This is a genomic window from Vogesella lacus (assembly GCF_979366295.1).
This window is the reverse complement of sequence record NZ_CEETQT010000005.1, coordinates 188,867-207,157: the sequence shown is the minus strand read 5'-3', so window position 1 is coordinate 207,157 and position 18,291 is coordinate 188,867. Positions and strand designations below refer to the sequence as shown.

At 55.7% G+C, this 18,291-nt stretch carries 19 protein-coding genes; 11 read left to right on the top strand and 8 right to left on the bottom strand.

Translation table 11 applies throughout. From position 1 onward, the window contains the following. Window positions 1-118: 118 nt before the first annotated feature. From ACZ9W6_RS08520 to ACZ9W6_RS08495, 6 genes are all read left to right on the top strand, one after another. Complete coding sequence (locus ACZ9W6_RS08520; protein WP_465190672.1) at window positions 119-568, top strand: rhodanese-like domain-containing protein; 450 nt, start codon at window positions 119-121, stop codon at window positions 566-568. 96 nt (window positions 569-664) lie between these two features. Then, window positions 665-1,486: a shikimate dehydrogenase gene (gene aroE / locus ACZ9W6_RS08515; RefSeq protein WP_465190671.1), complete on the top strand. Its 822-nt coding sequence runs from the start codon at window positions 665-667 to the stop codon at window positions 1,484-1,486. 2 nt (window positions 1,487-1,488) lie between these two features. Then, complete coding sequence (mtgA, locus tag ACZ9W6_RS08510; RefSeq protein WP_465190670.1) at window positions 1,489-2,172, top strand: monofunctional biosynthetic peptidoglycan transglycosylase; 684 nt, start codon at window positions 1,489-1,491, stop codon at window positions 2,170-2,172. A gap of 205 nt (window positions 2,173-2,377) precedes the next feature. Continuing rightward, window positions 2,378-3,820: a magnesium transporter gene (gene mgtE, locus ACZ9W6_RS08505; RefSeq protein WP_465190669.1), complete on the top strand. Its 1,443-nt coding sequence runs from the start codon at window positions 2,378-2,380 to the stop codon at window positions 3,818-3,820. 27 nt (window positions 3,821-3,847) lie between these two features. Beyond that, window positions 3,848-4,642, top strand: a complete 795-nt coding sequence (prmC, locus tag ACZ9W6_RS08500) for a peptide chain release factor N(5)-glutamine methyltransferase (RefSeq protein ID WP_465190668.1) — start codon at window positions 3,848-3,850, stop codon at window positions 4,640-4,642. Continuing rightward, window positions 4,639-5,379, top strand: coding sequence for a phosphatase PAP2 family protein (locus tag ACZ9W6_RS08495; RefSeq protein WP_465190667.1), 741 nt, complete (start codon window positions 4,639-4,641; stop codon window positions 5,377-5,379). The genes prmC and ACZ9W6_RS08495 overlap by 4 nt, the downstream gene beginning before the upstream one ends. Before the next feature lie 6 nt (window positions 5,380-5,385). Here ACZ9W6_RS08495 and ACZ9W6_RS08490 read toward each other — a convergent pair whose 3' ends face one another. Next, window positions 5,386-5,865, bottom strand: a complete 480-nt coding sequence (locus tag ACZ9W6_RS08490; RefSeq protein WP_465190666.1) for an FKBP-type peptidyl-prolyl cis-trans isomerase — start codon at window positions 5,863-5,865, stop codon at window positions 5,386-5,388. Window positions 5,866-6,006: 141 nt separating this feature from the next. On the opposite strand from ACZ9W6_RS08490, the gene ACZ9W6_RS08485 reads away from it, so the two are divergent. Both ACZ9W6_RS08485 and ACZ9W6_RS08480 read left to right on the top strand, forming a co-directional pair. After that, window positions 6,007-7,128 (top strand): JmjC domain-containing protein, encoded by a 1,122-nt coding sequence (locus ACZ9W6_RS08485; protein ID WP_465190665.1) that lies wholly within the window; start codon window positions 6,007-6,009, stop codon window positions 7,126-7,128. 279 nt (window positions 7,129-7,407) lie between these two features. After that, entirely contained in the window at window positions 7,408-7,605 is a 198-nt protein-coding gene (locus tag ACZ9W6_RS08480; protein WP_465190664.1) for a hypothetical protein, read from the top strand. A 104-nt stretch (window positions 7,606-7,709) separates the two neighbouring features. On the opposite strand, the gene bamC is transcribed toward ACZ9W6_RS08480, so the two are convergent. After that, a complete protein-coding gene (bamC, locus tag ACZ9W6_RS08475; protein WP_465190663.1) occupies window positions 7,710-8,825 on the bottom strand; it encodes an outer membrane protein assembly factor BamC in 1,116 nt (371 codons plus the stop codon). Between the two features lie 3 nt (window positions 8,826-8,828). Next, window positions 8,829-9,704, bottom strand: a complete 876-nt coding sequence (dapA, locus tag ACZ9W6_RS08470; RefSeq protein ID WP_465190662.1) for a 4-hydroxy-tetrahydrodipicolinate synthase — start codon at window positions 9,702-9,704, stop codon at window positions 8,829-8,831. Between the two features lie 172 nt (window positions 9,705-9,876). On the opposite strand from dapA, the gene ACZ9W6_RS08465 reads away from it, so the two are divergent. Further along, complete coding sequence (locus tag ACZ9W6_RS08465) at window positions 9,877-11,508, top strand: ABC-F family ATPase (protein ID WP_465190661.1); 1,632 nt, start codon at window positions 9,877-9,879, stop codon at window positions 11,506-11,508. A 274-nt stretch (window positions 11,509-11,782) separates the two neighbouring features. Beyond that, entirely contained in the window at window positions 11,783-12,523 is a 741-nt protein-coding gene (gene fabG / locus ACZ9W6_RS08460; RefSeq protein ID WP_465190660.1) for a 3-oxoacyl-ACP reductase FabG, read from the top strand. 64 nt (window positions 12,524-12,587) lie between these two features. On the opposite strand, the gene ACZ9W6_RS08455 is transcribed toward fabG, so the two are convergent. The 4 genes from ACZ9W6_RS08455 to minC are packed head-to-tail and all read right to left on the bottom strand — an operon-like array spanning window position 12,588 to window position 15,336. After that, entirely contained in the window at window positions 12,588-13,520 is a 933-nt protein-coding gene (locus ACZ9W6_RS08455) for a LysR substrate-binding domain-containing protein (RefSeq protein WP_465190659.1), read from the bottom strand. A gap of 4 nt (window positions 13,521-13,524) precedes the next feature. Then, complete coding sequence (gene minE, locus ACZ9W6_RS08450) at window positions 13,525-13,785, bottom strand: cell division topological specificity factor MinE (protein WP_465190658.1); 261 nt, start codon at window positions 13,783-13,785, stop codon at window positions 13,525-13,527. A gap of 3 nt (window positions 13,786-13,788) precedes the next feature. Continuing rightward, window positions 13,789-14,601: a septum site-determining protein MinD gene (minD, locus tag ACZ9W6_RS08445; protein ID WP_465190657.1), complete on the bottom strand. Its 813-nt coding sequence runs from the start codon at window positions 14,599-14,601 to the stop codon at window positions 13,789-13,791. Between the two features lie 24 nt (window positions 14,602-14,625). Continuing rightward, window positions 14,626-15,336: a septum site-determining protein MinC gene (minC, locus tag ACZ9W6_RS08440; protein WP_465190656.1), complete on the bottom strand. Its 711-nt coding sequence runs from the start codon at window positions 15,334-15,336 to the stop codon at window positions 14,626-14,628. A gap of 360 nt (window positions 15,337-15,696) precedes the next feature. Between minC and phaP the strand changes: the two genes are divergently transcribed. Further along, window positions 15,697-16,260 (top strand): TIGR01841 family phasin, encoded by a 564-nt coding sequence (gene phaP / locus ACZ9W6_RS08435; RefSeq protein ID WP_465190655.1) that lies wholly within the window; start codon window positions 15,697-15,699, stop codon window positions 16,258-16,260. Window positions 16,261-16,560: 300 nt separating this feature from the next. Here the strand turns inward: phaP and ettA are convergent, their stop codons facing one another. Then, window positions 16,561-18,228 (bottom strand): energy-dependent translational throttle protein EttA, encoded by a 1,668-nt coding sequence (gene ettA / locus ACZ9W6_RS08430; protein ID WP_465190654.1) that lies wholly within the window; start codon window positions 18,226-18,228, stop codon window positions 16,561-16,563. Between the last annotated feature and the right edge of the window lie 63 nt (window positions 18,229-18,291).

Here is an 18,291-nt window from a genome sequence, read left to right as displayed (position 1 = left end):
CACTCAATTGGTGCTTTTGCTTGGTCTTGCACCATGCTGGGGCTTGATTCGGGCTGATGACAGCCGTCAGACGCTGTATTAAGGTAGGGTGATATCCAAAACCAGACGGGAAACGAAGATGGCAAACGAACTGATCTTGCAGCAAGCAGCGCAGCGTGGTGAACAACAGGGCATCAGCTACGCCGGTCTGTTGACCCCGGCCGAAGCCTGGCAGCTGAAGAGCGCGCGCGAGGACGTGGTGATTGTCGATGTGCGCAGCGCGGCAGAGTGGCAGTTCGTCGGCGTGGTGCCGGATGCCTTGCGTATCGAGTTGCGCAGTTTCCCGGGTATGGTGCCGAATCAGGCTTTTGTCCAGCAGCTGCAACAACAGGTGGCCAGTGACAAGACGGTCTTGTTTCTGTGCCGCTCCGGTGCGCGTTCGGACGAGGCTGCAAGGTTGGCCGCAGCGGCGGGTTATTCACATGCCTACAACATTCTTGAAGGCTTTGAGGGTGACCGTGACGAGGCGCAGCATCGCGGCAATCTGACCGGCTGGAAAGCGGCTGGCCTGCCGTGGATTCAGGGCTGACTTGCAGTTTGCGCTGCCTGAAGGCAAAGTGTGCAGACGTCCATAGAGGCAGCAACCTGCTAGGTCCGCAATTTTCTGTTTGGGAAGAAGTGAATCATGACTGATCGTTACGCCGTCATCGGCAATCCGGTTTCGCACAGCCAATCGCCATTCATTCATGCCGAGTTTGCTGCTGCCAGCCAGCAACAGCTGCAATACGAGAAGCTGTTTGCCGAGCTCGACAAGTTTGATGAGGTTGTCAAAGGCTTTGTCGCTGCAGGCGGCAAGGGGCTGAATGTCACCCTGCCGTTCAAGGGTGATGCCTTCAAGCTGGCGGATGAAGTCAGCGACAACGCCAGGTTGGCCGCAGCCGTGAACACCCTGAGCTTCCGCGATGGCAAGATCTACGGTGACAACACCGATGGCATCGGTCTGGTGCGCGATATTGTCGAGAATATGGATGCACCGATTGCCGGCAAGCGCGTGTTGCTGCTGGGTGCCGGTGGTGCCGTGCGTGGCGTATTGCCTAGCCTGATGGCCGAGCAGCCTGCCAGCATGACGATTGCCAATCGCACCGTCAGCAAGGCGCAGGATCTGGCCACGCAGTTTGCCGAACTGGGCGAGATTGCAGCCGTTTCTTACGATGCATTGGCAGGTCAGCAGTTTGATATCGTGATCAACGGTACCTCCACCAGCCTGTCCGGCGAGTTGCCACCGATCCCTGCTGGCATCTTTGCCCCCAAGGCGCTGGCCTATGACATGGTTTACAGCCGTGGCCTGACACCGTTCCTGCGCCGTGCACAAAGCGAGCAGGCAGCGATGCTGGCTGATGGTCTGGGCATGCTGGTCGAGCAGGCGGCAGAATCCTTCCGCATCTGGCGCGGTGTGCAGCCGGCAACGCGCAAGGTTACCAATATGCTGCGCGAGGTACTGGCCTGAGCATGCGCTGGTTTCTGCGTATCGGAGCGGTCGTTCTGACCGCTCTTTTTTTGTACTACTTGTGGATCTTCGGTCATATCGTCTACTGGCGGCATGCCAATCCTGACAGCAGCGCCTTCATGGATACCCAGCTGGCCAAGTTGCAGGAAGACAATCCTGATGCCGAGCTCAAGCATAGCTGGGTGCCTTACGACCGGATTTCGGCCAATCTCAAGCGTGCGGTGATCGCAGCCGAGGATGCCAAGTTTGCCGATCACGAAGGTTTTGACTGGGATGGCATCGAGGCCGCGTTCGAGAAGAATCTCAAACAGGGGCGTATCGTGGCTGGTGGCTCGACCATCAGTCAGCAGCTGGCCAAGAATCTGTTCTTGTCCAGCAAGAAAACCCCGTGGCGCAAGATAGACGAAGCGGTGATTACCGTGATGCTGGAGGCGGTGATGGACAAGCGCCGCATCTTCGAGATCTACCTGAACGTGATCGAGTGGGGCAATGGCGTGTTCGGGGCCGAAGCGGCAGCGCGACACTATTACCGGACTTCTGCGGCCAACCTTGGTCGTGGCCAGGCTGCCAAGCTGGCCGCCATGGTGCCCAACCCGCGTTTCTACGATAAAAACCGCAATGCAACCGGCTTGCAACGCAAGACGCGTATCATCCAGCGACGTATGGGTATGGCCGAGCTGCCCTGAGCCGTTTCACAAGGCCAGCCACTGGCTGGCCTTCGCCTGCCCATGCTACAATTTCATTCTCTTTTCGTATCGCCCGTCAGACGGGCAAAAACGTATGGACTTACCCAGTTACCCCTTTCTGATTCGTTTTTCTGGCCGCGCGCCAGCACAATAATACCCCGCCTGTGACCGGTGCTTGCTCCCGCCCAGGCGGCAGGAGCCATGCATGACGGTTATCGATAAAAAACAGCCAACCGATCGTCTGCAAGATAACCTCGCTCAGGTACAGCGCCTGATCGAGCGTCAGCGGTTGATTGAAGACCTGGTTCATCGCCAGGAAATGCCTCGCCACGACCTGGTCGAGTCTCTCGTTCACAAACAGAATCTGGCCGAGCTGGAAACCAAGCTCGAACAGCTGCATCCGGCGGATATCGCCTACATCCTTGAAGCACTGCCGCTGGACGACCGCCTGCTGGTGTGGGATCTGGTCGATAGTGAGGATGAAGGCGATATCCTGCTGGAAGTCTCCGATGCGGTGCGCGAATCGCTGATCGAGGCGATGGACCAGCACGAGCTGGTAGCCGCGGCCGAGCAGCTAGACGCTGACGAACTGGCTGACCTTGCCCCTGACTTGCCACGCCATGTGGTGTACGAAGTCATGGGCAGCCTCGACGAAGAAGAGCGGCAACAGCTGCAGTCGGCTCTGTCTTACCAGGAAGATCAGGTCGGTGCCCTGATGGACTACGAGCTGGTGCGCGTACGTCCGGATGTCAGTTGCGAGGTGGTGCTGCGTTATCTGCGCCGCTTCGACGAGCTGCCCAGCCATACCGACAAGATTTTCGTGGTCGACGAGGATGACGTGCTCAAGGGTGTCCTGCCTATCCGCAAGCTGCTGGTGTCAGACCCGGAGGCTGAAGTTGCCGAAGTGATGGCGACCGAGGTGGTGAGCTTTCATCCTGAAGAAGAGGCTGCCGATGCGGCGCTGGCGTTCGAGCGTTATGACCTGGTAACCGCGCCGGTGATCGACGAGCAGGGCAAGCTGATCGGCCGCCTGACGGTCGACGAGATGGTCGACGTGATTCGTGAAGAGTCCGAAACCGAAGTACTGAATCTGGCCGGTCTGAAGGAAGAGGAAGACCTGTTCGCCCCGGTGATCGATTCGGTACGCAACCGCTGGGCCTGGCTGGCCATCAATCTGTGTACCGCCTTTATCGCCAGCCGGGTAATTGGCGCATTTGAAGGCTCGATCGAAAAACTGGTGGCGCTGGCGGCCCTGATGCCGATCGTGGCCGGTATCGGTGGGAACTCGGGTAATCAAACCATTACCATGATTGTGCGCGCGCTGGCGATGGGCCAGTTGCAGCCGGGCCAGATGCAGCGTCTGTGGCGCAAGGAACTGGGTGTCAGCATTATCAATGGCCTGATTTGGGGTGGGGCGCTCGCAGTGCTGGCGTGGCTGCTGTATGGCAGCTTCTCGTTGGGGCTGGTGATGTTGGCCGCAACCACGCTGAACCTGATGCTGGCGGCCAGTATGGGGGTGCTGATTCCGACCATGATGGAGCGATTCGGCAAGGATCCGGCCGTAGGCTCCAGCGTGCTGATCACGGCCTGTACCGACTCCGGCGGCTTTTTCATTTTCCTGGGCCTTGCCAGCCTGTTTCTTCTATAGATCATGCCTAGCTATCAACAAGCACTCATGCAGTTTTCGCTGCCGCGCCTGGAGGCGCGGCTTTTGCTTTGTCAGGTCAGCGGCAAGAGTCATGCTGGTCTGGTGTCCGCCAGCCATGACGAGATGCCGCCAGCACAGTGGGAGGTTTATGCTGCGCTAGCGCAGCAGCGTCTTGCAGGTCTGCCGATCGCCTATCTGCTGGGTGAGCGCGAGTTTTATGGCCGGGTGTTTGAGGTCTGTCCGGATGTGCTGATTCCGCGGCCGGAAACCGAACATCTGATCGAGCAGGCCTTGCAAAGGCTGGATCGCTCGCAGCACTTGCGTGTACTAGATCTCGGCACCGGCAGTGGTGCGATTGCTGTCACGCTGGCGCTGGAGGCCCCAGCCTGGCAGGTACATGCGGTAGATTTGTCCAGCGCGGCACTGGCGCAGGCAGCACGCAATGCGGCCAAGCTGGGGGCGCAGGTGCAATTTCATCAGGGCAGCTGGTACCAGGCCTTGCCTGATGCCTCGGCCCGTTTTGCGCTGATTGTCAGCAATCCGCCGTATATCGAGGCGCAGGATCACCATCTGGGAGAGGGGGATGTGCGTTTCGAGCCTCGCATGGCACTTACCGACGAGGCGGATGGCCTGGCTTGCCTGCGTGAAATCATTGCCGGCGCTGCCAATCATCTGTTAACGCAGGGCTGGCTGATGCTGGAGCATGGCTATGATCAGGGGCCGGCTTGTCGCGAATTATTGTTGGCCGCAGGCTTTGTTGCCGTCGAAACGATCGTCGATCTGGCTGGGAATGACCGTGTGAGTCTGGGGCGTTTGCCATGAGCAGGCTAATGTTGCCGCTCTTGTTGTTTGCAGCGTTGCTGTTGTGGCTGGCGGGTAGTAATCAGGCGATTTTTCTGACGCTGCATCATGAATTGCAGGTGTTACCCGGGGTTTTCTGGCGACTGGCGAGTATTCCCGGTGAGCCGATTTTTGCTGTGGCAGTGCTGCTTGGTCTGTCGCTAGTGAGGCGGGGTGGTAGCGTTGCGGAAATCTTGCTGGCCGTGCTGGCCATTCTCGCCAGTGTGCTGCTGAAGGATTGGTTTGATGTGCTTCGCCCACCTCTGGCCCTGCCAGCTGGTAGTGTCAATCTGCTGGATGTTTTGCCGGTAAACGAGTCTTTTCCGTCCGGCCATGCCATTTTTTCTGCAGTGATGTTGGCCGCAGTGGCAAAGCACTATCCAAACTTAAGATATTTGGCTTCGGGATGGTTGTGGATGGTCTTGCTGTCGAGAGTCGCCATTGGCGTGCACTGGCCGCTGGATGTGCTGGCAGGTGGGGCGCTCGGCTTGTCCTTGGCCCTGATGGTGTATCGCAAGAAATGGCAGCCATTGGCTGCGAGAATGCAAGCAAGGCTGGCTGTCGGTTTTGCCGTGGTGCTGGCAGGATGGCTGCTGGTGAAGTTGCGCTCGGGTGTGCCGAATGAGGCGTATGTGCTGTTTTGTATTGCGGTGGCGGCGATGATTGCGATGCTGGGATTGGCAGGTACTCGCAACGCGAAACCTGCCAATCAGGACTAGCGCGGCTTAGTGGTGATGGCCGTGCTCGCCATGGGCATGGCCATGGGCAACTTCGTCAGCAGTAGCGGCGCGAACTTCGGCAACTTTGGCTTCGAAGCGGATGGTCAGGCCAGCCAGTGGATGATTGCCATCCAGTACAGCTTTGCCATCGGCAACGTCGGTGACGCGGAACAGGATGATGTCGCCGGTTTCCGGATCATCAGCTTCGAACATCATGCCGACTTCAACTTCGTCCGGCAGAACATCCAGCGGCTCGACACGGATCAGTTCTTCTTCCGGATCGCCGAAAGCATCGTCCGGGGTCATGGTAACCGAGATGCTGTCGCCAACATCTTTGCCATGCAGGGCTTCTTCAACCAGCGGGAAAATGCCATCGTAGCCGCCATGCAGGTAGGCAATAGGCTCTTCGGTCTTGTCCAGCAGGTTGTTGTCGGCATCGAACATTTCGTAGTGCAGGGTCACTACCGAGTTTTTAACGATAGGCATGAAAAATTACCGTATTGAATGGATTGAAACGACAGGTATTAGTGCTGCATCAAGCCTTATCTGAAGATTTTCTCCATAATCGGCTCCAGCACGTACCGTGCATTGTAAACCATTGCAGTTTGTCTTACTGAGAATCTGGAAATGAACGCTGTCGAACTACTGGGCGGGATGTCCGCCGAAACTTTTCTGCGCGACTACTGGCACAAGAAGCCTTTACTGATCAAGGGTGCTTTGCGTGATGTGGGCGAGCCTATGGATTTTGATCGCCTCGTCGAGCTGTCGCGCAGCGAGGACGTTGAATCCAGACTGATCGAATACCGCAATGGCAAGTGGTCGCTGGAGCGCGGTCCATTCCGGGCCGGCCGTCTGCGTCGTCTGCCAGAGTCGGATTGGACCATACTCGTGCAGAACGTTAACCATCATGTGCCGCATATCGCCGATATCCTGTGGCGATTCAATTTCATGCCATATGCGCGACTGGATGATCTAATGATCAGTTATGCGCCACCGGGTGGAACTGTTGGCCCGCACTTTGACTCTTACGACGTATTCCTGCTGCAGGTAGGTGGTAGCAAGCGCTGGCAGATTTCTTCGCAAAAAGACGAAGACTTCATTGAGGATGCGCCAATCAAGGTGCTCAAGCATTTTGATGTGGAAGAGGAGTTTGTCCTCGAGCATGGTGACATGCTTTACCTGCCGCCGATGTACGCACATTATGGCGTGGCACTTGAGCCGGGAATGACTTATTCGATCGGTTTTCGGGCGCCGTCAAGCCAGGAGCTGGCTACCGAGTTTCTGGTTTATATGCAGGACAGAATCTGTATTGACGGGCGTTATGCGGATCCTGATCTTGCTACTCAGCAAGAGCCGGCAAGAATCGGTCAGGACATGGTCAAGCAGGTGGCCGGGATGCTCAACAAGATTCAGTGGGACGAAAAGCTGGTTGCCGACTTCCTTGGTCATTATCTGACAGAGCCCAAGCCTCATGTTTTCTATGAGGGGAGTGAGGATGAGCTGGATGATGAGGAGTTTGCGGAGCAGGTGAGAGCATGCGGCGTTGCTTTGGATTTGAAGAGCCTGATTCTTTATTCCGATGGAATGCTGTACTGCAACGGAGAGCGGCTGGAGGTGTCTGCTCAAGATGTCGTGCAGTGGCAACAGCTTGCCAATGAACGTCACCTGGCTGCTGGACTGGTTTCCGACGCGATGATTCCTTTATTGTTAGAGGGTTATCACGCAGGCTGGTGGCATGTCGCCAAGTAAATAGTAAAAAATACCGCGGGCGGCTTGCGGGCTTGTCAATAAATGCGTATATTGTTTTGGCTCTAATTAAAGTCAAGCACTGTCTTTTTGTTGCAACGCGAAAGACTGTCCGCGCTCACTCGCAATATTTTATGGTTTTACCTCTTTTCAGCAAATTTTTTCATGCTACAATTTGCGAACTGATTAGTACTGCACTACTTTCCTCATTTTACAAATTTCACTTGAGAAGGTAGTGTTTCAGACAAATTGTTCAACACTTGCTTTCAAAGGTATTTACAAATGAAACAGTCGCTCCTCGTTGCTGCTCTGCTGGCCGTTGCTCTGTCTGCTTGCGGCAAGAAAGAAGAAGCCGCTCCGGTTGAAGCTTCCGCTCCTGCCGTTGAAGCTTCCGCTCCGGCTATCGTTGAAGCTTCCGCTCCGGCCGTTGATGCTTCCGCAGCTGACGCTTCCGCTCCTGCTGCTTCCGCTGCTCAGTAATTTACTGATCGGTAGAAACAAAAAGCCCGCTTCGGTGGGCTTTTTGTTTGGTAGTTAGTTTTATATAAAAATAAAGCCAACCATTTCGTGGTCGGCTTTATTTTTTATTGCAGCTCGCTAATCAGTTTTTGCAAGATATTGTTCTTTTCTGCTTGGCTTAAGGCTTGGCCCTTGCTGGATTGAACATCAATGCTGGTTAGATTGTTTGCGCTCTGCAATTGGATGCGCATGCTCTCCTGCGGGAGTTTGCCGGTACTGGCTGGTTTGTCTTTCCAGAAAGCCAGCGATGACAGTATGCCGTTGCTTTCGCTTTCAGGCTTGCTGCTTTCATCCTTGAGCGGGCTGATATAGTAAATGCCCAGTGTGCGATCTCTGTCTACGATGGCAAAGCCTTGGCGCTCAAGCGCGAGGCCAATACGGCGCCAGCTGCGTTCAAAGTCGTCAGCAACAACCAGCTTGCCATTCTCAAGCTTGACGGTATTGGCCTTGGTTTGCTGGCTCAGGCTCTGGCGAGCGCTTTCGGTTGCAGTGGCTTGATCCATGCCGAGTCGAACCAGGAAGCGTGCCAGGAAGGTAGCCTCAAGCTCCGGATCGGCTGGACGGGGCTGCCAGCGAGTTTCTTCGCGCCCTTCCTTGGTGTAGATCTCGTACATGCCGCGGTGGGTGAAGAATACGTCAGTGCCGGTGCCGCTTTGTTCCAGGCGAATGCGGAAGCGGTCACGTTCTGGAGTGGACATCACGGAGCCAAGGCCCACGCTTTCCAGCAGATTGCGCAAGGGATCGGCACCCAGCTTGGCGCGGTTTTCTGCCCAGTCTGTTTCCATCAGGCCCGCATCTGGCTCTTCATTCTGGATGACGAAGCCATTGTCTTGCCAGAAGGCCTTCAGTAAGGGCCAAACCTCGGCTGGGGACTTGCCCTCGACTCGGATCCAGCGCTGGCTACCTGCGCGCTCGATTTTGGCGCTGGCTTTCTGGTCCGCAGTGATCACGGCGTTGGCCGCAACCTTGCTGTTCAGGCCGGCTGCAGCATTCGGCAGCGGGTAGCGATCTTGCTGACTGGGATTGGTCAGGTCGGGCGGAACTTCCAGGCTTTTGGCTGCTGGTTTGGTGTCGGACTGATAGTTGGCCGCAACCAGTTCTTTGCTGCCGGTTGCGCAACCGGTAATGAATGTGGCGGTCAGCAGACCCAGCAGCACGGTTTTGTTGAACGGGGCTTTCACGATTTAGAGTACCTCGGCTTGCTTCATGGCGGCCTCGACGATGCCGTGGTTGGCCTCACTCAGTGCGATCAGTGGCAGGCGAATACCGCTTGGCATCAGACCCAGGCGAGTCAGTGCCCATTTTGCCGGCACCGGATTCGGCTCGATAAACAGATGTTTGTGCAAGCCCTGCAGTTTGTCATTCAGTTCGCGAGCCAAGGCGATGTTGCCGCTCAGTGCGGCTTTACACATCTGACTCATCAGGAGTGGCGCAACATTTGATGTAACGGAGATAACACCATGGCCACCGCACAGCATGAAAGCCATGCCAGTCGGGTCGTCACCAGAATAAAGACCAAATTGAGCCGGAGCGCGCTTGAACAGGTCGCATGCTCTGCCAATGTCACCGGTTGCATCTTTCAGGCCGACGATATTGTCGATTTCGCTCAGGCGCAGCACGGTATCGTTGCTCATGTCGGCAACGGTGCGACCTGGCACGTTATAAAGGATGACTGGCAGGTCTACGCTTTCCGCAATCTTGCGGTAATGCTGGTAGATGCCTTCCTGGGTTGGTTTGTTGTAGTAAGGAACAACCGACAGGGAGTGGCTGGCGCCTGCAGTTTTGGCCAGCGCGGCCAACTCGACTGCTTCGGCAGTAGAGTTGCCGCCGGTGCCGGCGACTACAGTGATGCGGCCTGCCGCGTGCTCGGCAACGGCCTTGACCACGGCAATGTGTTCTTCTACATCAAGGGTGGCGGACTCACCGGTGGTACCTACGGCGACAATGCCATCAGTACCGTTATCAATGTGGAAATCCACCAGTCGCTTCAGGGATTCGAAATCGACCTGGCCGTCCTCGAACATCGGAGTGACGAGCGCTACGAGGCTACCGGTAAGCATAAGATCTGCCTATTCTTGTTTAAGGGTCAAATGGATGGCAACGATTGTAACGGAAATCATGTGGGCTAGGGCAAGCAAAGATGCTGCTTGGGCAAAGCGCTGATTACATGGACTTTTGTGGTAAAATGCCGGGTTTTCCGGTACGGATTGTGACTGGTTTGGGGATTACCAAGTGATTACGACAAGCAATATAACCATGCAGTTCGGCGTCAAGCCGCTGTTCGAGAAGGTCTCCGTCAAGTTCGGGGAAGGTAACCGTTACGGTTTGATCGGTGCAAACGGCTCCGGCAAATCGACTTTCATGAAGATTCTCGGTGGCGATCTGGAGCAGTCCAGCGGCGAAGTGGCGATCGAGAATGGTTTGCGCCTGGGTAAGCTGCGCCAGGATCAGTTTGCTTACGAAGACCAGCGTGTCATTGATGTAGTGTTGCAAGGTCATGTCGAGATGTGGGCCGCCATGAGCGAGCGCGATGCGATTTATGCCAATCTCGAAGCGACTGAAGACGACTACATGCGTGCGGCCGACCTGGAGGCCAAGTTTGCAGAATACGACGGCTATACGGCTGAGTCGCGTGCAGGCGAGCTGTTGATGGGCGTGGGTATTCCTGTCGATCAGCATTTCGGCCCGATGAGCGAAGTGGCGCCAGGCTGGAAGCTGCGAGTGTTGCTGGCGCAGGCGCTGTTCTCCAACCCGGACATCCTGTTGCTGGACGAACCGACCAACAACCTGGACATCAACACCATTCGCTGGCTGGAGCATGTGCTGAACGAGCGCAACTCCACCATGATCATCATTTCGCACGACCGACATTTCCTGAACTCGGTCTGCACCCACATGGCTGATCTGGACTACAACACCATCCGTATCTACCCGGGTAGTTACGATGACTACATGATTGCGTCCGCGCAGGCCCGTGAGCGTCAATTGTCGTCCAACAGCAAGGCCAAAGAGCGCATCCAGGAACTGCAGGAATTTGCAGCCCGCTTCTCTGCCAATAAGTCGAAAGCCCGTCAGGCGACTTCCCGTCTGAAGCAGGTGGACAAGCTGAAGTCCGAGATGGTCGAGGTGAAGCCATCCAGCCGTCAGAGCCCGTTCATCCGCTTTGAAATGGATGACAAGTTCAAGCTGCATCGTCAGGCGGTCGAAGTGGCTGGCTTGAACAAGGCTTACGAGAAGAAGGTATTGCTGAAAGATCTGAGCTTTATTCTCGAAGCCGGTGCGCGTCTGGCAATTATTGGTCCTAACGGTGCCGGTAAGTCTACGCTGGTCAAGCTGCTGGCTGGCGCATTCGAGACCTCTATGGCGGAAGGTATTACCGCAGACAGCGGTGCGATCAAGTGGGCGGAAAAGGCGCAGATCGGTTATTTTGCCCAGGATCACGAAGCCGATTTTGACTCCGACATGACCTTGACCGAGTGGATGCGCGAGTGGGGTCAGGAAGGTGATGACGAGCAGGTGATTCGCGGTACGCTGGGGCGCTTGCTGTTTGGCAGCAATGATGTCGATAAAGCCGTGCGTGTTTTGTCCGGTGGCGAAAAGGGCCGCATGCTGTACGGCAAGCTGATCCTGCAGAAGCCGAACGTGATGATCATGGACGAGCCGACCAACCATATGGATATGGAGTCGATCGAAGCCTTGAATATGGCGCTGGAGAAATACAAAGGCACCCTGATCTTTGTTTCTCATGACCGTCAGTTTGTCAGCTCTCTGGCGACGCACGTGATCGAACTGGACGGCAACGGTGGCTTTGACTACTACACCGGTAATTACGAAGATTACCTGGCGAGCAAGGGTCTCGAGTAAGTCGACCTTCCGAAAAAAACAGGCAGCCTAGGCTGCCTGTTTTTTTTTGCCACAGCAGTTGCCGTTAACGTCAGAGGCTAGAGTCATTGCTTTACCTTTGCGGCAGCCATGCGCTATATTGCAGCGCAAGGTGTTGTGCATTGCATCAGCAGATTGTGCATTGCAGATATTGTGCTTCGCCCGAATAAAAAGAACAGGGACGCTAATCCCGTGACCGATGGGGGATGTCCAGTCTAATCATTGGGTTGTCCGCAACCTCGCAGAAGGAAATATCATGCGCTTGAAAGGTAAAGTCTCCATCATTACTGGTGGTGCCAGTGGTATCGGTAAAGCTACAGCAGAGAAGTTTGTCAAAGAAGGGGCGATTGTTGCGGTTTGTGACCTCAATCTCGAGACTGTGAATGCAGTTGTCGCAGAGTTGCAGGCTGCTGGCGGCGAGGCAGTGGGCTATCAGGTCGATGTTACCAACAAGGCACAGATCGCCGATATGGTTGGTGACCTGAAGACGCGCTTTGGTCGCATCGATGTACTGGTCAACAATGCCGGCATCGTGATGGATGCCCAGCTGATGAAAATGACCGAAGACCAGTTTGACAAGGTCGTCGACATCAACCTGAAGGGGGTTTACAACTGTGCCCGTGCCGTGGTCGATACCATGGTTGAGCAAGGTTCTGGCGTAATCCTGAATGCTTCTTCCGTAGTGGGTGTTTACGGTAACTTTGGCCAGACCAACTATGCCGCTACCAAGTTCGGTGTGATCGGTTTTGTGAAGACCTGGGCCAAGGAGCTTGGCAAAAAAGGCATTCGTGCCAATGCTGTCTGCCCGGGTTTTGTGGCAACGCCTATCCTGAAGGCCATGCCAGAGAAAGTCATCCAGGCGATGGAAGACAAGGTGCCGATGCGTCGCATGGCGCAGCCGGAAGAAATCGCCAACGTCTACGCCTTCCTGGCATCGGACGAAGCCAGCTATATCAATGGCGCGGCAATCGAAGTGACCGGTGGTCTGACACTGTAATCGTGCCGGATACAAAAAAGGTTGGCCGCATGCGGCCAACCTTTTTTATTGCCTGCTATCTGCCTCAGGCTTGCTGGTCAAGCATGGCGACATGCTCAAGGCCCGAGCTGAAAACCGCCTGTTGCAGCGTTTCCACCGCTTTTCTGCGGAAGAATTGCTTGCGTGTAACGAGCAAGACCCTGCGTGATGGGGCAGGGGCCGTGAATGGCACGATAGCCAATAGTCCGGCATCAGCTTCCGAAACCGAGGTTTGCGGCAAAACGGTTATACCCATGCCACTGGCCACCATGTGACGAATGGTATTCAGCGAACTGCCTTGCACGCTGGCACCCAGCGGGCCGCTATTGTGGCTGCTCTTGCTGGCAATCTCACTGCAAGCCTGCAAGACATGATCGCGGAAGCAATTGCCCTGACTTAGCAGCAGGACACTCTCGCTGGCCAGCTCGTGTGAGGCAATTTCTGTGCGGCGCTCCCATTGATGACCTTTGGGAAGCGCAACGACAAACTCCTCATCATAAAGCGGTAGTGCGACGGTGCCTGGCTCGTCAAACGGGTCAGCCACGATAATCGCATCAACTTCGCCACGCTTGAGCATCTCTGCCAGGCGTGCCGTATAGTTTTCCTCGAGAATCAGCGGCATGTCCGGCGCCAGAATACGCAGGGCTGGAATCAGCTTGGGCAGCAGATAGGGGCTGATGGTGAAGATCACCCCCAGTTTCAGCGGGCCTGACAATTCATTCTGATGTTCACCAGCCAGTCGTTTGACGGCATCGGCTTCTTCCAGCACACGTTGTGACTGTTCGATGATGCGTTCGCCAATCTCGGTAACCGAAACTTCCTGACTGCCACGCTCAAATAGCGTCACACCCAGTTCGTCTTCCAGTTTCTTGATGGCAATCGAGAGCGTAGGTTGACTGACGAAGCAGCGTTGCGCCGCCCGGCCAAAGTGCTTCTCGCGGGCGACGGCGACGATATAGCGTAATTCGGTCAGGGTCATGATGTCAGCGCTGGTGCTCCGGCAGCACGATGTTGACTTCCAGTACTTCGAAATTGTCCTGACGCTCAAGATGGACCTTGATATCGTCCTGGTTGACAGCGACGTACTTGGAAATCACTTCCATCAGTTCGCGTTGCAGGGCGGGCAGGTAGTCTGGCGTACCGGTTTTACCGCCGCGCTCGTGAGCCAGAATGATTTGCAGCCGTTCACGCGCAATCGAGGCACTTTTTTGGCGTTTGCCAAAAATCATATCGATCAGGGACATTGCTTAGCCTCCAAACAGGCGCTTGAGGAAACCAACTTTCTCTGCTTCCAGGAAACGCATGGGTTTATCTTCGCCGAGGAAACGGGATACCACATCAGAGTAGGCTTCCGATGCATCCGTTCCCTTCAGGTGAATGGCGGGAGTACCGGCATTCGAGGCCTGCAGGATGGCTTGAGACTCGGGAATCACGCCAATCAGGCTGATCCGCAGGATTTCCTTGACGTCATCCACGGTCAGCATCTCGCCCTTGTCGGCACGTGCCGGCGAGTAACGGGTAATCAGCAGATGCTCCTTGACCGGTTCGCGACCTTCTTCGGCGCGGCGGGACTTGGAGGCGAGGATGCCCAGAATGCGGTCCGAGTCACGCACCGAGGAGACTTCCGGATTGGTGACGACGATAGCTTCATCGGCAAAGTACAGAGCCATCAGTGCACCTTTTTCGATGCCGGCTGGCGAGTCGCAGACAATGTATTCAAAGCCCATGCCAGCCATCTCGTTCAGCACCTTCTCAACGCCTTCGCGAGTCAGGGAGTCCTTGTCGCGGGTTTGTGAAGCGGGCATCACATAGAGGTTGTCGCAGTTCTTGTCCTTGATCAGGGTCTGGTTGAGGCTGGCCTCACCATTGATCACATTGATCAGGTCATATACGACGCGGCGTTCGCAACCCATGATCAGGTCGAGATTGCGCAGACCAACATCAAAGTCGATCACGGCAGTCTTGTGGCCACGCAGGGCCAAGCCGGACGCAAAACTGGCACTGGTGGTGGTTTTGCCAACACCACCTTTGCCGGAGGTAACTACGATGATTTTTGCCACGATGAAATCCTTATGAATCCGGGGTTATTTGTTCAGCGACACCATCACCACACGCTCTTGCTCCAGATAGATCTGGGTTGGCTTGTGGCGGATGCTGTCAGGCAAATCTTGTTCGATGGTCCGGTAGACGCCTGCGATGGAGACCAGCTCTGCCTCCATGCTTTGCACGAAGATACGGGCGGAGGTATTGCCGCGCGCACCTGCCAAGGCTCGGCCACGTAGCGGGGCGTAGACATGAATGCTGCCGTCGGCAATCAGCTCGGCACCGGCACTGACCATTTCCAGCACCACCAGATCAGCGCCTCTGGCGTAAATCTGCTGGCCGGCACGAACCGGCCTGTCGATGATCATGGTGTTTTGTGGTGCTTGAGGTTGCGGAGCCGGCTCGGCTTGGCGGCTGACAACGGCCTCTTCCGCGCGCGCGGTGTTACGGCTGGCGCCACCGAGATAAGGCAAGCCCAGTTTGGCGGCTACCGCTGCGAAAGCCGGGTCTTTGTGTCTAATACCGACCAGATGCACCTGGTGCTTGCGCAACAAATGACAAACCTGGGCAAGGCCTTCGAGTTCGCTTTCCGGTAGCGCGTCAATGTCCAGAATGTAGGCTTCCGGTTCGGTGTGGCGAAGTCGCTGACTGAAAGCCGGTGTCAGTTGTTCCAGACTGGTGGTGCGTAGCAGGATGCTCAACAAATCCAGACTGGCGGATTTGATGTCAAAAAGGTTGGCCGCTTGGCTCATTTGGTATCTTTATCACCGGATAGATTTATTTTATTGAGGAAGTGTATCGCTTTGTCTTTTGGCTTTCAATCCGGGATAACTTGCAAGCAGCAAGGAACGTCAGCTTGTGGATGTCACAGTAGCCGCGTGATTTTGTAGCTTGGCTGTCGTACAGGATTAATCTGAATGACATGATTGATCGTTACGCTCATTGGGCAGATTAGTGTTGCAAAAATAGCGACTTACCGCTGCGGCAAGACAATATAGAATTGACTATTGTGCAGTGCACAATATAATGACAAGTGTTGCATCCGCGGCAACGTCGAGTGAAGGCTTACGCGCTAATTGCTGCTGATTTTTATGTTACGAAGAGGATTAATCATGTTTACTACTGCACAAGAGTTTTCCGCATTCGGTCAGTCGCAGTTCGACAAAGCCGTTCGCCTGTCCGGTATCCTGTTGTCCAGCGCCGAGCGTCTGGCCAGTCTGCAACTGGAAATGTCCCGCAAATTGCTGGCTGAAAATGCCCAGACCCTGAAGCAGATCGCTGCAGCCAAAGATCCTAAGGCTTTCGCCGAACTGCAAACCAGCCTGGCGCAGCCTAGCATCGACAAGGCACTGTCTGCAGCACGTGAAGTTTATGATGCGACCGTGGCTACCCAGACCGAACTGACTGCTTTCGTTGAAGAGCAGGTTGCCGAGACCAACAAGTCGGTACTGGATGCGATCGATCGTCTGGCCAAGAACGCACCGGCTGGTTCCGATGCTGCCGTGCAGACCCTGAAGAATCTGGTGAACAGCAGCAATGCTGCGTTCGAAACGGCTGCCAAGACTGTAAAGAAGGCTGGCGCTGACTTTGCTGAAGCCAGTGTTGAAGCGGCCGAAAACTCTGCCAAAGTAGCAAGTGCTGCAGTTAGCCGTCGCAAGACCGGCCCGGCTGCCTGATTGCTTGCTGCTTGTTAAAAAAAGCCCCGCCTGGCGGGGCTTTTTTGCATTGCAAAATGACATGGATGTATCTATTGATTTCGGTCAAGGTGCCATGTATTCGAGCGACTACAATGGCGGTACTGAATTTTGCAGCAAGCGATCGCTAGCGATCCATGATGTAGGACGCAGTTTTTTCCTCTTGATGTGTGTGTTTAGGGTACGGTGGTGGGCCGTGCCCTTTTTTTTGTCTGCACATTTCGTAGGCGTGAAAAAGCCGGGCAAATGATTGCCCGGCTTTTGCTTTTCCCTGCCAGAAACTTAGCGGGTAATCGGCTTGTAGCGAATGCGCTTAGGCTTGGCACCTTCTTCGCCCAGACGCTTCTTCTTGTCGGCTTCGTACTCTTGATAGTTGCCGTCAAAGAAGGTCCACTGCGAATCACCTTCCGCCGCCAGAATGTGGGTGGCGATACGGTCGAGGAACCAGCGGTCGTGAGAGATCACGAACACGGTACCGGCGTATTCCAGCAGCGCGTCTTCCAGTGCACGCAGGGTTTCCACGTCAAGGTCGTTGGATGGTTCGTCAAGCAGCAGCACGTTGCCGCCCTGCAGCAAGGTCTTGGCCAGATGCAGACGGCCGCGTTCGCCGCCGGACAGCATGCCGACTTTCTTCTGCTGGTCACCGCCCTTGAAGTTGAAGCGGCCCAGATAAGCGCGGCTGGACATTTCGAACTTGCCGACGGTCAGAATGTCGGCACCGGCGGCCACATCTTCGAATACGGTCTTGTCCGCTTCCAGGCTGTCGCGGTGCTGCTCGACAAAAGCCATCTGCACGGTCTGGCCGATCTTCACGTTACCGCTATCCGGCTGTTCCTTGCCGGCAATCATCTTGAACAGGGTCGACTTACCGGCGCCGTTCGGGCCGATGATGCCGACGATGGCACCTGGCGGAGCCTTGAAGCTCAGGTTGTCGATCAGCAGACGATCGCCAAAGCCTTTGGACACGTTCTCGAATTCGATGACTTCATTACCCAGACGCTCGGCCACTGGAATGAAGATTTCCTGGGTTTCGTTGCGTTTCTGTGTTTCGAAGCTGGACAGCTCTTCAAAGCGCGCAATACGTGCCTTGGACTTGGCCTGACGGCCTTTCGGGTTCTGGCGTACCCATTCCAGTTCCTGCTTCATCGCCTTGGCGCGCGCAGCTTCGGACTTGGCTTCCTGGGTCAGGCGGGCTTCTTTCTGTTCCAGCCAGCCGGAGTAGTTGCCTTTCCATGGAATGCCTTCGCCACGGTCGAGTTCCAGAATCCATTCGGCAGCATTGTCGAGGAAGTAACGATCGTGGGTAACCGCGACCACGGTGCCAGGGAAGCGGCACAGGAACTGTTCCAGCCACTCGACCGATTCGGCGTCCAGGTGGTTGGTCGGTTCGTCCAAGAGCAGCATGTCAGGCTGCGACAGCAGCAGTTTGCACAGGGCGACGCGGCGTTTTTCACCACCGGACAGCGGGGCGATCTTGGCATCCCACGGTGGCAGGCGCAGTGCATCTGCGGCCAACTCCAGCTGCAGCTGGATGTTGTCACCGGCACCGGCCGAGATGATGGCTTCGAGCTTGGCCTGTTCTTCGGCCAATGCGTCAAAGTCGGCATCGGGATCAGCGTAGGCCGCGTAGACTTCTTCCAGGCGTTTTTGTGCGCCCATCACGTCGCCCATGCCGCTTTCGACTTCCTCGCGCACGGTTTTTTCCGGGTCGAGCTGGGGTTCCTGCGGCAGATAGCCGATTTTCAGATTCGGCTGCCACTGGACTTCGCCGTCGTATTCTTTCTCGACGCCGGCCATGATTTTCAGCACGGTAGATTTACCGGCACCGTTCAGACCCAGCAGGCCGATTTTGGCACCCGGGAAGAAGGACAGCGAAATGTCCTTGATGATCTGGCGCTTGGGCGGGACGATCTTGCTCACGCGGAGCATGGACATCACATATTGAGCCATGGTGTTGTGGTTTCCGTTGGAAAAAAGCAGACCCGCCAATTTTAGCAGTGGCGGGCCTGGCTG

Excerpts from the sequence above, each read along its gene's own strand:
- minC (WP_465190656.1), bottom strand. The coding sequence starts at position 15,336 with ATGAGCCAAGCGGCCAACCTTTTTGACATCAAATCCGCCAGTCTGGAT.
- prmC (WP_465190668.1), top strand. The coding sequence starts at position 3,848 with ATGCAGTTTTCGCTGCCGCGCCTGGAGGCGCGGCTTTTGCTTTGTCAG.
- ACZ9W6_RS08520 (WP_465190672.1), top strand. The coding sequence starts at position 119 with ATGGCAAACGAACTGATCTTGCAGCAAGCAGCGCAGCGTGGTGAACAA.
- fabG (WP_465190660.1), top strand. The coding sequence starts at position 11,783 with ATGCGCTTGAAAGGTAAAGTCTCCATCATTACTGGTGGTGCCAGTGGT.
- ettA (WP_465190654.1), bottom strand. The coding sequence starts at position 18,228 with ATGGCTCAATATGTGATGTCCATGCTCCGCGTGAGCAAGATCGTCCCG.
- mtgA (WP_465190670.1), top strand. The coding sequence starts at position 1,489 with ATGCGCTGGTTTCTGCGTATCGGAGCGGTCGTTCTGACCGCTCTTTTT.
- ACZ9W6_RS08490 (WP_465190666.1), bottom strand. The coding sequence starts at position 5,865 with ATGCCTATCGTTAAAAACTCGGTAGTGACCCTGCACTACGAAATGTTC.
- dapA (WP_465190662.1), bottom strand. The coding sequence starts at position 9,704 with ATGCTTACCGGTAGCCTCGTAGCGCTCGTCACTCCGATGTTCGAGGAC.
- mgtE (WP_465190669.1), top strand. The coding sequence starts at position 2,378 with ATGACGGTTATCGATAAAAAACAGCCAACCGATCGTCTGCAAGATAAC.
- minE (WP_465190658.1), bottom strand. The coding sequence starts at position 13,785 with ATGTCCCTGATCGATATGATTTTTGGCAAACGCCAAAAAAGTGCCTCG.
- ACZ9W6_RS08455 (WP_465190659.1), bottom strand. The coding sequence starts at position 13,520 with ATGACCCTGACCGAATTACGCTATATCGTCGCCGTCGCCCGCGAGAAG.
- ACZ9W6_RS08480 (WP_465190664.1), top strand. The coding sequence starts at position 7,408 with ATGAAACAGTCGCTCCTCGTTGCTGCTCTGCTGGCCGTTGCTCTGTCT.
- phaP (WP_465190655.1), top strand. The coding sequence starts at position 15,697 with ATGTTTACTACTGCACAAGAGTTTTCCGCATTCGGTCAGTCGCAGTTC.
- aroE (WP_465190671.1), top strand. The coding sequence starts at position 665 with ATGACTGATCGTTACGCCGTCATCGGCAATCCGGTTTCGCACAGCCAA.
- ACZ9W6_RS08495 (WP_465190667.1), top strand. The coding sequence starts at position 4,639 with ATGAGCAGGCTAATGTTGCCGCTCTTGTTGTTTGCAGCGTTGCTGTTG.
- ACZ9W6_RS08485 (WP_465190665.1), top strand. The coding sequence starts at position 6,007 with ATGAACGCTGTCGAACTACTGGGCGGGATGTCCGCCGAAACTTTTCTG.